Genomic DNA, 13,506 nt, shown 5'->3' with positions numbered 1-13,506 from the left:
CTTATCCATTGTAAAATTAAGGGGGAGCAGGAATGGAAATATTAAAGGTTTCAGCAAAATCAAATCCAAACTCGGTTGCAGGTGCGCTGGCGGGAGTTTTGAGAGAACGAGGGGCTGCAGAAATTCAAGCAATAGGTGCCGGAGCATTGAACCAAGCGGTAAAAGCGGTTGCGATTGCCCGGGGATTTGTGGCGCCCAGCGGTGTTGATCTGATTTGTATTCCGGCTTTTACGGACATTCAAATTGACGGTGAAGAGCGGACGGCGATCAAATTAATTGTAGAGCCTCGCTGATAGAAAAAGAATGTATTGATTTCATATGTTTCAACCTGCTTACACATGTAAGCGGGTTGTTTTTGGTTTGGCTTTAAAAAATCTGTCATGGGAGGGATCGGTCGTGAACATTTTCGATGCCCATTCAGATTTGCTTTTGAAGCTTTGGAAAAATCCGCGGCTTAATGAATACAGCGATACTTCGCTGCAAACGCCGGTCAGTGCGCTATTAAACGGAAAGGCAAAGGTTCAGTGTCTGGCCATTTTTCTGCCGGATACGGTGCCGGCGAATCTGCGCCTTGAAATGGCGCTCGTCCAAATTCAGCTGTTCTATGAAAAAGTCGCAAAATATGAACGAATCAAACTGATCAAAAGCAAGTCAGACATCGATTCGCTCAAATTTGATGAAACAGGGATTATCTTAACGATGGAAGGGTGCGAACCGATATCGAAAAATGTAAGGCTGTTTGATATCTTTTTTCAGCTCGGCGTCAGAAGCTTCGGTTTGACATGGAATTGGGCCAACGTGTTTGCTGACGGCGCCTTGGAAAAGAGAAATGCAGGTCTTACGCAATGGGGGGAAAAATTGATCAAGATCGCCAACCGGCACCGGGTTTGGACGGACGTTTCCCATTTGTCGGAAAAAAGCTTCTGGGATACGGTTGCCCTTGCAAAATACCCGATTGCCTCCCACTCGAATGCGTACAGCCTTTGTCCGCATCCGCGAAATTTAAAAGATGATCAAATCAAGGCGCTGATCAAGAAAAACGGGGTCATCGGCATCACCTTTGTTCCCGAGTTTATAAATAAGACGCCCCGCATAAAAGACATTCTTTCGCATATCGACCATGTCTGCTCTTTGGGCGGTGAACGGCATATCGGATTCGGCTCCGATTTTGACGGGTTCGATAAGGTGATTCCGGGGCTTGAAGCCTACAAGGATTACGACAATCTGATCCATGCATTGGAGCGCCATTATTCTGCAAGACAAGTCAGACGGTTTCTCTATGAAAATTTCATCAGCCGGATTCCGTTTTAAAAAAATATTCCATATTTTTCAGAGGGTGTTCAGATGTCCATGCCACATGTACATCGATATTTACCGATGTATAAAATCGTGCTACAATCCTATTGTAAAGCGATTTGGCAAAGGGGGTATGTTCATCATGAGCGGAAAAATGAAAGCGCTTATCAAGACGCCGGGGGAGCCGGGAGCTGTTTGTGATCTTGTTCCGATACCGGAAATCGGCCAGAACGAAGTGCTGATTAAAGTCAAAGCCGCGTCGATCTGCGGGACTGATGTGCATATTTATAATTGGGATGAATGGGCGAAAAACAGAGTAAAGCCGCCATATGTTTTCGGCCACGAATTTTCGGGCGAAGTAGCGGCGGTCGGGGAAAATGTTTCATCTGTCAAAGAAGGCGATTTTGTATCGGCGGAAACGCACTTCGTCTGCGGCAAATGCATTCCGTGTCTGACGGGAAAACAGCATGTGTGCAGCAAGACGATGATCCTCGGTGTTGATACAGATGGATGCTTCGCCGAATATGTGAAGGTGCCCGAAAGCAACATTTGGAAAAATCCGCCCGGCATGCCTGAGGATCTTGCTTCCATTCAAGAACCGCTCGGAAATGCCGTTCATACGGTTCTGTCAGGCATTGCGGCCGGATCGAAAACGGCTATTGTCGGCTGTGGACCGATCGGCTTAATGGCAGTCGCTGTAGCAAAAGCAGCCGGCGCTTCACAAGTGATCGCCATAGATAAAAACGAGTACAGGCTCGAACTGGCCGTGAAAATGGGGGCAACGGCTACGATTTCGATCGAAAAAGAAGATCCGCTTAAAAATGTAAGCGTTTTAACAAATGGGGAAGGCGCAGACCTTGTATGCGAGATGTCAGGCCATCCGACCGCGATCTGCCAAAGCTTAAAAATGGCGGCAAATGGAGGGAGGGTTCACATTTTAAGCCTGCCTGAGCATCCGGTGTGCATCGACATGACCAATGACATCGTCTTTAAAGGCCTTACAGTTCAAGGGATTACCGGCAGAAAAATGTTTGAAACGTGGCGGCAGGTGAGCGGCTTGCTCCATTCAGGAGCCATACAGATCAAGCCTGTCATCACCCACCATTTTTCTCTTGAGGAGTATGAAAAAGGCTTTGAGCTGATGAGGAAAGGACAGTGCGGCAAAGTCATACTGATACCATAGAAAGGAGAGATCGATATGAAAGAATTCACATTTTTACAAAAAGAGCTCGACACGATGAGGGAGCAGGGCACATTTCAAGAGCTGCCGAAGATCGAATCGTGTCAGGGACCGATTGTCAGGATGAAAGGAAGAGATATCATTCAGCTGTCCTCCAACAATTATCTCGGCCTCACCTCTCATCCGCGGCTCAAAAAAGCAGCCGTTGATGCAGCCGAGCGGTTTGGGGCGGGAACCGGCTCAGTCCGGACCATTGCCGGAACGTTCACGATGCATGATGAGCTTGAGAAAAAACTGGCCGGCTTCAAGAAAACGGAAGCGGCGCTCGTTTTTCAGTCCGGCTTTACGGCGAATCAGGGCATCCTCTCCAGCATTCTCACAAAAGACGATATCGTGATTTCGGATGAATTAAACCACGCCTCCATCATCGACGGGATCAGGCTCACCAAAGCAGGGCGGAAAGTCTATGAACATGCGAATATGGAAGACTTGGAAAAAATCCTGAAAAAATCAATGAGTTACAGAAACAGGCTCATCGTTACGGACGGCGTGTTTTCCATGGACGGGGACATCGCGCCGCTTCCGGACATTGTGAGGCTCGCAGAGCAGTATGATGCATTTGTCATGGTCGATGACGCGCACGCGTCCGGCGTACTCGGCGAAAACGGGCGCGGGACGGTACATCATTTCGGCCTTGACGGAAAGGTGCATATCCAGGTCGGCACCCTGAGCAAAGCGATCGGCGTTTTGGGCGGATATGCCGCAGGTTCAAAGGTGCTCATCGACTATTTGAAGCATAAAGGAAGACCGTTTCTGTTCAGCACCTCCCATCCGCCGGCAGTGACGGCGGCATGCATTGAAGCAGTCAACGTGCTGATGGAAGAGCCGGCATTGATCAAAAGGCTTTGGGACAACACGGCATACTTCAAAAAAGGACTCGAAAACATCGGCCTTCCGCTCATTCAAAGCGAGACGCCGATCACGCCGATTTTAATCGGCGATGAAGCGGAAACATGCCGTTTTTCTGCTACCCTGTTTGAACTTGGCGTGTTTGCGCAGGCAATCGTATTCCCGACGGTTCCGAAAGGCAAAGCGCGCATCAGAACGATCATGACTGCGGAGCATACGAAACAAGACCTTGACAAAGCGCTCGACATCATCGAAACCGGCGCCCGAAAATCCGGACTGCTTTAACGCTTAAAAACAAAGCAAATTACCATTGATAATCATTTTCATTTAGTGTACAATAATGGGTTCTGGGTTGTGCTGACAGCCGAGAACCTTTATACTGTAGGGTGGAGCTTTGTTTGAAAGGAGAAAAAAACATGAATGAGAAACAGCGAACTGAAAGCGGACAGGTCAATCCATCGGACAAAAAATCCGAGAAGGATTACAGCAAATATTTTGAAGCTGTGTATGTTCCGCCTTCATTAAAAGATGCAAAAAAACGCGGCAAAGAAGCCGTTAAATATCATAACGATTTTAAAATATCAGAGCAGTTCAGAGGCATGGGAGAAGGACGGAAGTTTTACATCCGAACGTACGGCTGCCAGATGAATGAACACGACACAGAAGTGATGGCCGGGATTTTCATGGCGCTCGGCTATGAGCCGACCGACTCGACTGAAGATGCAAACGTCATCTTGCTTAACACATGCGCGATCCGGGAAAACGCGGAAAACAAAGTGTTTGGCGAAATCGGCCATTTAAAAGGTTTGAAAAAGGATAACCCCGATTTGATACTGGGCGTCTGCGGCTGCATGTCCCAGGAAGAATCAGTCGTCAACCGGATTTTAAAGAAACATCCGTTCGTCGATTTGATTTTCGGTACACACAACATTCACCGCCTTCCAGAACTTTTGTCAGAAGCATATCTGTCAAAAGAAATGGTTGTTGAAGTGTGGTCTAAAGAAGGAGACGTTATTGAAAACCTGCCGAAAGTCCGCCACGGAAAAATCAAGGCATGGGTCAACATCATGTACGGCTGCGACAAGTTCTGTACGTACTGCATCGTACCGTACACAAGAGGAAAAGAGCGCAGCAGACGTCCTGAAGACATCATCCAGGAAGTGAGAAGGCTTGCGGCTGAAGGCTACAAGGAAATCACGCTTCTCGGGCAAAACGTCAACGCCTACGGAAAAGATTTTGAAGACATGGAATACGGCCTCGGTCATCTGATGGATGAGCTTCGTAAGATCGACATTCCGAGAATCCGCTTTACGACAAGCCACCCGCGCGATTTTGACGACCATCTGATCGAGGTGCTTGCAAAAGGCGGGAACCTCTTGGATCATATCCATCTTCCTGTTCAATCCGGAAGCTCTGACGTCCTGAAGCTGATGGCGCGCAAATACGACCGTGAGCGCTATCTCGATCTTGTCGCCAAAATTAAAAAAGCGATGCCGAATGCTTCTTTGACAACCGATATTATCGTCGGCTTCCCTAACGAAACGGACGAACAATTTGAAGAAACGCTTTCTTTATACAGGGAAGTCGAGTTCGACAGCGCCTATACGTTCATTTACTCGCCTCGCGAAGGAACGCCGGCTGCGAAGATGAAAGACAATGTTCCGATGCGGGTCAAAAAAGAGCGGCTTCAGCGCTTAAATGACCTGGTCAACGAAATTTCCGCGAAGAAAATGAAGGAATATGAGGGGCAGGTTGTCGAAGTATTAGTAGAAGGTGAAAGCAAAAACAATCCTGATATTCTTGCCGGCTACACACGAAAAAACAAGCTTGTAAACTTTAAAGGACCGAAAGAAGCGATCGGCAAGCTTGTCAACGTAAAAATCCACCAGGCGAAAACGTGGTCGCTTGACGGAGAAATGGTGGGAGAAGCAATCGAGGTGAATTAAGATGACTCTTTACACGAAAAAGGATATCGTGGAAAAAGCGCGCGAGCTTGCAAAAATGATTGCAGAAACCGAAGAAGTCGACTTCTTCAAAAGGGCTGAGGAACAAATTAACGAGAATGCCAAAGTCTCAAATCTGATCAATCAAATCAAAGCTTTGCAGAAACAAGCCGTCAACTTTAAACACTACGAAAAGCATGAGGCATTAAAGCAAACGGAAGCGAAGATCGATGCGCTTCAGGCAGAGCTTGATGACATTCCGATCATCCAGGAATTCAGAGACTCCCAAATGGAAGTCAACGATCTTCTTCAGCTTGTCGCTCACACGATATCAAATCAAGTGACAAACGAGATCATAGCGTCAACCGGGGGAGACCTTCTGACGGGAGAAACCGGATCAAAAATCAAAAACTCACAACCCAGCTGCTCACTATAAAAACGGCGCCTTTTTAGGCGCCGTTTTTTTTCGCCGTGCCGGCTTATTTTTTAAGTCAAGTTTATCCTCGTTGCTGCATACACTTAAACAGATTCATTAAATGGGTGCTTTATTTTGTTTTCTTCTTAGCGCGCACGTGAGACAAATGCCCAGCATAAGATAATACGAGGAAAAACAAGGAGGCATGACCGAATGTCTGAATACAGGGAAATTATAACAAAAGCGGTAGTCGCGAAAGGCAGGAAATTTACCCAGTCCACACATACGATCTCCCCTTCGCAAAAGCCAACCAGCATACTGGGCGGTTGGATTATCAATCATAAGTATGACGCCGAAAAGGTCGGGAAAACGGTTGAGATTGAAGGGACATACGATATCAACGTATGGTATTCGTATGCCGACAACACAAAAACGGAAGTTGTGACAGAACGCGTTTCCTATGTCGATGTCATCAAGCTCAGATACCGTGACAAAAACTACTTAGACGATGAACACGAAGTCATTGCGAAGGTGCTTCAGCAGCCGAACTGTCTTGAAGTGACGATTTCCCCGAACGGGAACAAAGTCGTTGTTCAGGCCGAAAGAGAATTTTTATCTGAAGTCGTCGGCGAAACGAAAGTCGTCGTCGAAGTCAATTCCGAATGGACGGAAAGCGATGAAGAAGAGGCATGGGAAGAAGAGCTTGATGAGGAATTGGAGGAGATTAATCAGGAGTTTTTGGTCGGAGATCCGGAAGAATAAAAGGAAACTAGGGAGACGCCGCCCTAGTTTTCTTTTTTTTTCGGAAGGAATGTTTGTGGTATAATCGTTCTTGGAATCAATAGAATCGAGAGATACATAATGGGGGATTAATATGGCAGGCTACACGCCGATGATACAGCAATATTTAAAGATCAAGGCAGAGTATCAGGATGCCTTTTTATTTTTTCGTCTCGGTGACTTTTACGAGATGTTTTTCGAGGATGCGAAAAAGGCGTCACAGGAGCTTGAAATCACATTAACGAGCAGAGACGGCGGATCAAGCGAGAGAATCCCGATGTGCGGAGTTCCTTACCATTCCTGCTCATCTTATATCGAACAGCTGATCAAAAAAGGCTATAAAGTGGCGATCTGCGAGCAGGTAGAAGACCCGAAGGCGGCAAAAGGAGTCGTCAAAAGGGAAGTGGTTCAGCTCATTACGCCGGGAACCGTCATGGACGGAAAGGGCATTCACGAAAACGAGAACAACTTTATCGCGTCTGTCAGCGATTTTCAGCATACATACGGCCTTGCCTTTTCAGATTTGACGACCGGCGAGAACTTAGTGACGGCGATTGAAAGATTTGATGATGTCGTTTCCGAAATTTACTCCGTCGGAGCGCGGGAAATCGTCGTCTCCAGCCGGATCGGAGAACAAGAGAAAACGGTTTTAAAAGAACGCTGCGGAGCGACGATTTCCTTTGAAGACGAACAGGCAAATGAGACGCCTGACATCGTAAAAGATCTGCCTTCAAAAGAGCTTGTTGATACATTCATGAAGCTGTACACCTATTTGAAGCGCACGCAAAAGAGAAGCCTTGACCATCTTCAGAAGGTTGAGCCTTACGAATTAGAAGAAGCGATGAAGATCGACCTTTATTCGAAGCGGAATCTGGAGCTGACGGAGACGATCCGCTCCAAAAATAAAAAAGGCTCGCTTCTCTGGCTTCTCGATGAAACGAAAACGGCTATGGGCGGCCGCCTTTTAAAGCAATGGATCGACCGGCCGCTGATCAGAAAAGGGCAGATCGAAGAGCGCCAGGAGATCGTCGAAACGCTGATCGCCCATCTGTTTGAACGGGAGGATCTGCGCGAGCGGCTGAAAGAAGTGTACGACCTCGAACGGCTTGCCGGCCGGGTCGCATACGGAAACGTCAACGCAAGAGACTTGATCCAGCTGAAAGAATCGCTAAAACAAGTCCCGGCGATTAAAGATCTAGTCGCTTCTCTCAATCATCCAAAGGCAAAAGCGCGTGCTGAAAAAATCGATCCGTGCGGCGATTTGCTTGAGCTTTTGGAGGAGGCGCTCTACGAAAATCCGCCGCTCTCATTAAAGGAAGGAAACTTGATAAAAGACGGCTACAACGCAAAGCTTGACGAGTACCGGGATGCGAGCAAGAACGGAAAAGACTGGATTGCAAAGCTCGAGCAGGAGGAGCGCCAATACACAGGCATCCGTTCGCTGAAAGTCGGCTTTAATAAAGTATTCGGCTACTATATCGAAGTGACGAAAGCGAACATCCATCTTCTCGAAGAAGGCAGGTATGAACGGAAGCAGACACTCGCAAATGCTGAACGCTATATCACGCCTGAGCTGAAAGAAAAGGAAGCGTTGATTCTCGAAGCGGAAAACAATATTTGCGAGCTCGAATACGAGCTGTTTTCCGGGCTTCGCGATCAGGTGAAAGAATATATTCCTCGCCTGCAGCGGCTGGCGAAAATGATGAGCGAGCTAGATGTTCTGCAATGCTTTGCGACGATCAGCGAAAACCGCCATTACGTTAGACCTGAGTTTTCCGAAGACGTCGTTCAGGTTGTCGACGGACGGCATCCGGTCGTTGAAAAAGTGATGGACAGCCAGTCGTATGTACCGAACAGCTGCGAAATGGGCGAAGGCAGACAAATGCTTTTGATTACAGGACCGAACATGTCAGGTAAAAGCACGTACATGAGACAAATGGCGCTGATTTCCATTTTGGCGCAAATCGGCTGTTTCGTTCCCGCGAAAAAAGCGGTTTTGCCGATCTTTGATCAGATTTTCACGAGAATCGGCGCAGCCGATGACTTAATTTCGGGACAGAGCACCTTTATGGTGGAAATGCTTGAAGCGAAAAACGCGATCGTCCATGCAACGAAAAACAGCTTGATTTTATTCGATGAGATCGGGCGCGGGACATCCACATACGACGGAATGGCGCTAGCCCAAGCGATCATCGAATATGTGCATAACCATATCGGCGCAAAAACGCTTTTCTCCACGCACTACCATGAGCTGACATCTCTTGAAGAGAAGCTTTCCGACCTGAAAAACGTTCACGTTCGGGCGGAAGAATACGAGGGGAAAGTCGTCTTCCTTCACCAAATTAAAGAAGGCGCTGCAGACAAAAGCTACGGGATCCATGTCGCCCAGCTTGCGGAGCTCCCCGACGATTTAATCAGCCGGGCCAAAACGATTCTGCAAGAGCTTGAATCAGGCGCAAAAGAACCGGCCGTTTCCCAAGCCGTTCCAGTTCAAGCGGAAACAGCCGAAAAATCTCAGGCGCCTGCGGTTGAGCCGGCGCAGCTGTCCTTCTTTGAGACGGACAAGCCGCAGGAAAAGCAGGCCAAGCTGTCCAAAAAAGAACAGGGTGTGCTTGACGAATTTAAGGCGCTGAATCTGCTTGATATGACGCCTTTACAAGTGATGAATGAGCTGTACAGGCTGCAAAAAAAATTAAGATAAAGAGAGGTGACCGCACTTGGCAAAAATTGTTCAGCTTCCCGACGATTTATCAAATAAAATCGCGGCGGGAGAAGTTGTCGAAAGACCGGCCTCCGTCGTCAAAGAGCTTGTTGAAAATGCGATTGACGCAAACAGCTCGGTGATCGAAATCGATGTCGAAGAAGCAGGGCTTTCTTCCATCAAAGTTCTTGACGATGGCGAAGGGATGGATGCGGAAGACTGCAAAACGGCTTTTTTGCGCCATGCCACAAGCAAAATCAAGGATGAAAACGATCTGTTCCGCGTCAGAACGCTTGGGTTTCGCGGAGAAGCTTTGCCAAGTATCGCGTCTGTCTCACATGTAAGCATCAAAACGAGCACAGGGGAAGGCGCGGGAACCCATCTGACGCTTCAGGGAGGAAGAATCATCTCCGAGCAAAAATCGTCAAGCAGGCGGGGAACCGAAATTACGGTGTCCAATCTGTTTTTCAATACACCGGCAAGGCTGAAGTATATGAAAACGATCCATACGGAGCTCGGCAATATTACAGACGTCGTCAACAGAATCGCCCTCGCGCATCCGGAAGTGTCAATCAGGCTGCGCCATCAAGGGAAAACCTTGCTGCAGACAAACGGAAACGGAGATGTCCGCCATGTGCTGGCGGCGATATATGGTACGGCCGTCGCAAGAAAAATGATTCCGCTTCATGCGAGTTCCCTCGATTTTGAAGTGAAAGGCTATATCGCGCTCCCGGAAATCACGAGGGCTTCACGGAATTACATGTCATCTGTCGTCAACGGCAGATACATTAAAAATTTTCCGCTCGTCAAAGCGATTCATGAAGGCTACCATACGCTGCTTCCAATCGGGCGGCATCCGATCACATTTATTGAAATCAACATGGACCCGCTTCTGGTCGATGTCAACGTGCATCCGTCAAAGCTCGAAGTCAGACTGAGCAAAGAGACCGAGCTCCATGAGCTCCTTCGCGACGCCATCAAAGACGTCTTCAAACAGCGGCAGCTCATTCCTAGTGTACAGACGCCGAAAAAAACGGCGCCGCCCATCATCAAACCCGAGCAGCAAAAGCTGGACTTCGACAATCGGCCTGAACCGGCTGATGAGCCAAAGACAGAACGGGAAACAGCTCCGGCCTACTCACCGATGAAATTAAGCTCGGTTGTCAAGGAAGCGCCGATCCAGACGGAGGAAAGGGAAGAAAGCATCGCACAGGAAGCGCCGCCCGAACCGCCGGAAATCGAAGTCCGCATGCCGGATGAACAGGATGAAGCGCCTCTGTATATCGAACAAGAGCACGAGGAAGAGGCGGTCGAGCCGAAAGAGCGCGTCCCGATCATGTATCCGATCGGCCAGATGCACGGCACGTACATTCTCGCCCAAAACGAAAACGGCTTGTATATCATCGACCAGCACGCCGCACAGGAGCGGATTAAGTACGAATACTTTCGCGAAAAAGTCGGGGAAGTCGAACCCAATGTCCAGGATCTCCTCGTTCCTTTGACACTGCACTACTCAAAGAACGAAGCGATCATCATCGACGAGCACCTGGAAGACCTTGCAAAAGTCGGCGTCTTTCTAGAATCATTCGGTGCAGGCAGCTATATCGTCCGCTGCCACCCGACATGGTTCCCTAAGGGCGAAGAAACGACGCTGATCGAAGAAATCATCCAGCAGGTTCTCGATAACCGGAACATCGATATCAAAAAATTGCGCGAAGAAGCAGCGATCATGATGAGCTGCAAAGGCTCCATCAAAGCCAACCACCACTTGCGCGACGACGAAATCCGAGCCCTGCTCGACGAACTCCGCCGGACGTCCGACCCCTTCACATGCCCGCACGGACGCCCGATTATCATTCATTATTCGACGTATGAGATGGAGAAGATGTTTAAGCGGGTGATGTAGGGAATAAGTTTCGAGTATTACGTTTTTAAGTGTGAGGCACTATGTGTCTCAGCTTTTTTTATTTATGTCATGAATTATTGTTGAAATAACGTTTTACAAGAGTTTTTAATCAACGGGGAAGGCCGGGGTCTTGTTGGCAAGCTAGCAATGGATGTACTGCGGGAAGTTTATACGGATACCAATACTTATAATTTAAGCGCTGCATCAGTTGTATGGAAAATTAAAGAGGAAGGCTGTTCGAAGTTTTATTAAATAGTCCTATATTTATAAATAGTGAAGTGTAATGAAGTGTTTAAATTTTCCACCTTTAGCGTGCCGTCGATAAGAAGAAAGTTAGGGAGCTGAACCTATTTCGTACGGGTGTTCTGTTATAAGGATTCTAAAAAGGTTCGGATTACGGAAGGGATTTAAAAAGGGGCACTTCCCGCAGGGAAGATGCCCGCGACTTACTGCTGGAAATGAAGGATCATCAAAGCGAATTTTCAAGGGAGCTTATCTTTTCCCTCGATTGCGCGATCACATTCTTTTAATAGAATTAATTAAAGGTTAGCCAAATGGAAAGGGCACTAAAACAAAGACTTGATGTTATGAATTGCAGATCATAAAGGCCAAGTATCTTTCTTCAAAGAAAATCAAGGATATTGAGATTTATATGGAGATGGGGCTGAAAAAGGACAAATATTATCAGATCAAGCGGCAGGCCATGTATAACCTTGCGATAGCTCTCGGGATTATTTAAATGTGGGTTTTATAAAAGAAAAACGGGCATTAAGCCCGTACATCACACTTAACATTTAATTCTCAGCCCATTACCTACAGTTATTCATAACTTTGAGGCGTTGATTAATCAAATACAGCTCTACTCGCTATATTCACATTATGTGCCGCTGAATATTCAGAGTTTTTCCCCGCTGCAACTTTATCATGAGAATGAGTTGAAACAGAGCTGGTCATAATGACTGATAATGTTAATGCGGTAAAGAAAATAGTCAATTTTTTCACTGTAATTCCTCCGTCACTTTAAAGATTTGGTTTTTAGCATGAATGACTTTATCAAGATAAATCACAGTTTTACTATCCTCGCCTTTTTGTCTGAAATAATCCGCAACATCTTGAGCGAAGTCCTCTACATCTGGCCATAATTTTAAAGATTCAAGATATTGAATATTTTCATCTACAATAGTCAGATCTTCATTTTCATATAGAGCTTCAATGATCTTGAGTTTTGCATGATACTCGTCATTTTGCTTTTCATCTGCCATTATATTTCCTTGCTCCAGATAGTGACGGGCTTCTTCTTTTGCGCCGATTTTGTAGAGAACTCTTGTTAAATCCGAGATGGAATTAACTCCTACAGATGAGGAAAGATGTTCAGGGATGGCGATGGCTGCTTTGAGATTCTCTTCCGCTTTGTTGTAAATTTTTCTTAAAGCATAGCTTATTCCAATATTATGATATGCTTTCCCGGTTAATGCGTGATCCTCGATTTTCTTTGCACCTTCTAAAGCTTTCTGATAATGGGCCTCAGCTTCATTATAACGGAATAAATCAATTTTGTTTGCTCCTAAAACCATTTCACAATTAATTTTCCGTTTTATGTATAATTCATGAGCTCTGAATGTTTCGAGTGCAGTTTCAGCATGTCTAAGGGAAAAGATGTTTTGTTTGATATAGTAATAGGCGATGGACAGTCTGTAGTGAAATTCTGCGTTCTCAATTTCATCAGGAATTTGTTTAAGTTTGTTTTCTGCAATTTGGTAATAGTTAATGGCTTTAATGTAATTCTTGTTATGAAATTCATTCTGTCCCGAAAAAAAATAGAAATAATACTGAATGACAGCATCAGTTTTTTCTATACCCTTCTTTTGACTTTCAAGCTTTTTGAAAACCTTCTTAGATTCGTTGAAATTTTCTAACATCATTTTGTGTCGAAAATCTAAAAGATTGAAATATATAAGTAAATCCTGATCTTCTTCCATATTCGGTAAAGTATGTTCAATTTCATCCTTCATAGCCACAGCTTGATCAACATTTTGTTGTCTAATCAAGGTGTACCAGTGATTTAGCATCTTCGCAACTTTTTCAGATGCAATTTTCGTCTCCAATTTCCACCAATCCTTTCGTGTGGTTGATTTAAAATATTCAAAAAATGAAAGATATACATTTCCTTTTTCTGTATATCTTTCATTTTACAGAAAGGATCATTTTTTGACAATGATTTTCCTTTTTTGGAATTCGGAAAAAGTCTGTCTAGCATGTTAGGTTTTAAGACCTACTCAATAAGATTCATTTTCATGGATACACAGGATTTATTCACCAATTCCTTTCCGTAAAGTGGTAAACTCTATACTGATTGTAACTTTAGTATTAGAGGAG

The 13,506-nt window shown here is 46.0% G+C and carries 12 protein-coding genes; 10 read left to right on the top strand and 2 right to left on the bottom strand.

The genetic code is table 11. From position 1 onward, the window contains the following. The first annotated feature begins 32 nt into the window (after window positions 1–32). From spoVS to MHB78_RS13685, 10 genes are all read left to right on the top strand, one after another. Window positions 33–293: a stage V sporulation protein SpoVS gene (gene spoVS, locus MHB78_RS13730; protein WP_003181955.1), complete on the top strand. Its 261-nt coding sequence runs from the start codon at window positions 33–35 to the stop codon at window positions 291–293. Window positions 294–396: 103 nt separating this feature from the next. Continuing rightward, complete coding sequence (locus MHB78_RS13725; RefSeq protein ID WP_046132863.1) at window positions 397–1,311, top strand: dipeptidase; 915 nt, start codon at window positions 397–399, stop codon at window positions 1,309–1,311. Between the two features lie 124 nt (window positions 1,312–1,435). Further along, on the top strand, window positions 1,436–2,479 hold the full coding sequence (gene tdh / locus MHB78_RS13720; RefSeq protein WP_099047105.1) for an L-threonine 3-dehydrogenase: 1,044 nt from the start codon (window positions 1,436–1,438) through the stop codon (window positions 2,477–2,479). A 15-nt stretch (window positions 2,480–2,494) separates the two neighbouring features. Beyond that, the gene (locus tag MHB78_RS13715; RefSeq protein ID WP_046132865.1) at window positions 2,495–3,670 is read left to right on the top strand and encodes a glycine C-acetyltransferase; all 1,176 of its coding nucleotides are present in this window, start codon (window positions 2,495–2,497) and stop codon (window positions 3,668–3,670) included. 131 nt (window positions 3,671–3,801) lie between these two features. Beyond that, window positions 3,802–5,331 (top strand): tRNA (N6-isopentenyl adenosine(37)-C2)-methylthiotransferase MiaB, encoded by a 1,530-nt coding sequence (gene miaB, locus MHB78_RS13710; RefSeq protein ID WP_046132915.1) that lies wholly within the window; start codon window positions 3,802–3,804, stop codon window positions 5,329–5,331. Between the two features lies 1 nt (window position 5,332). Beyond that, window positions 5,333–5,764, top strand: coding sequence for a RicAFT regulatory complex protein RicA family protein (locus MHB78_RS13705; protein ID WP_046132866.1), 432 nt, complete (start codon window positions 5,333–5,335; stop codon window positions 5,762–5,764). 192 nt (window positions 5,765–5,956) lie between these two features. Continuing rightward, a complete protein-coding gene (gene cotE / locus MHB78_RS13700; RefSeq protein WP_046132867.1) occupies window positions 5,957–6,505 on the top strand; it encodes an outer spore coat protein CotE in 549 nt (182 codons plus the stop codon). Window positions 6,506–6,617: 112 nt separating this feature from the next. Continuing rightward, a complete protein-coding gene (gene mutS / locus MHB78_RS13695) occupies window positions 6,618–9,224 on the top strand; it encodes a DNA mismatch repair protein MutS (RefSeq protein ID WP_046132868.1) in 2,607 nt (868 codons plus the stop codon). Window positions 9,225–9,240: 16 nt separating this feature from the next. Further along, window positions 9,241–11,130: a DNA mismatch repair endonuclease MutL gene (mutL, locus tag MHB78_RS13690; protein WP_046132869.1), complete on the top strand. Its 1,890-nt coding sequence runs from the start codon at window positions 9,241–9,243 to the stop codon at window positions 11,128–11,130. Window positions 11,131–11,722: 592 nt separating this feature from the next. Next, window positions 11,723–11,869, top strand: coding sequence for an ArpU family phage packaging/lysis transcriptional regulator (locus MHB78_RS13685; RefSeq protein ID WP_231947455.1), 147 nt, complete (start codon window positions 11,723–11,725; stop codon window positions 11,867–11,869). 104 nt (window positions 11,870–11,973) lie between these two features. Here MHB78_RS13685 and MHB78_RS13680 read toward each other — a convergent pair whose 3' ends face one another. Both MHB78_RS13680 and MHB78_RS13675 read right to left on the bottom strand, forming a co-directional pair. After that, entirely contained in the window at window positions 11,974–12,132 is a 159-nt protein-coding gene (locus MHB78_RS13680; RefSeq protein ID WP_157759333.1) for a hypothetical protein, read from the bottom strand. Next, window positions 12,129–13,235, bottom strand: a complete 1,107-nt coding sequence (locus MHB78_RS13675; protein WP_046132870.1) for a Rap family tetratricopeptide repeat protein — start codon at window positions 13,233–13,235, stop codon at window positions 12,129–12,131. The genes MHB78_RS13680 and MHB78_RS13675 overlap by 4 nt, the downstream gene beginning before the upstream one ends. Window positions 13,236–13,506 lie beyond the last annotated feature (271 nt).

This window comes from Bacillus sp. FSL K6-0138, from assembly GCF_037982765.1.
Classification (GTDB): Bacteria; Bacillota; Bacilli; order Bacillales; family Bacillaceae; genus Bacillus; species Bacillus glycinifermentans.
The sequence above is the reverse complement of the archived record's forward strand: the minus strand, read 5'-3'. Positions and strand labels throughout refer to the sequence as shown.

Excerpts from the sequence above, each read along its gene's own strand:
- spoVS (WP_003181955.1), top strand. The coding sequence starts at position 33 with ATGGAAATATTAAAGGTTTCAGCAAAATCAAATCCAAACTCGGTTGCA.
- MHB78_RS13715 (WP_046132865.1), top strand. The coding sequence starts at position 2,495 with ATGAAAGAATTCACATTTTTACAAAAAGAGCTCGACACGATGAGGGAG.
- miaB (WP_046132915.1), top strand. The coding sequence starts at position 3,802 with ATGAATGAGAAACAGCGAACTGAAAGCGGACAGGTCAATCCATCGGAC.
- MHB78_RS13705 (WP_046132866.1), top strand. The coding sequence starts at position 5,333 with ATGACTCTTTACACGAAAAAGGATATCGTGGAAAAAGCGCGCGAGCTT.
- cotE (WP_046132867.1), top strand. The coding sequence starts at position 5,957 with ATGTCTGAATACAGGGAAATTATAACAAAAGCGGTAGTCGCGAAAGGC.
- mutS (WP_046132868.1), top strand. The coding sequence starts at position 6,618 with ATGGCAGGCTACACGCCGATGATACAGCAATATTTAAAGATCAAGGCA.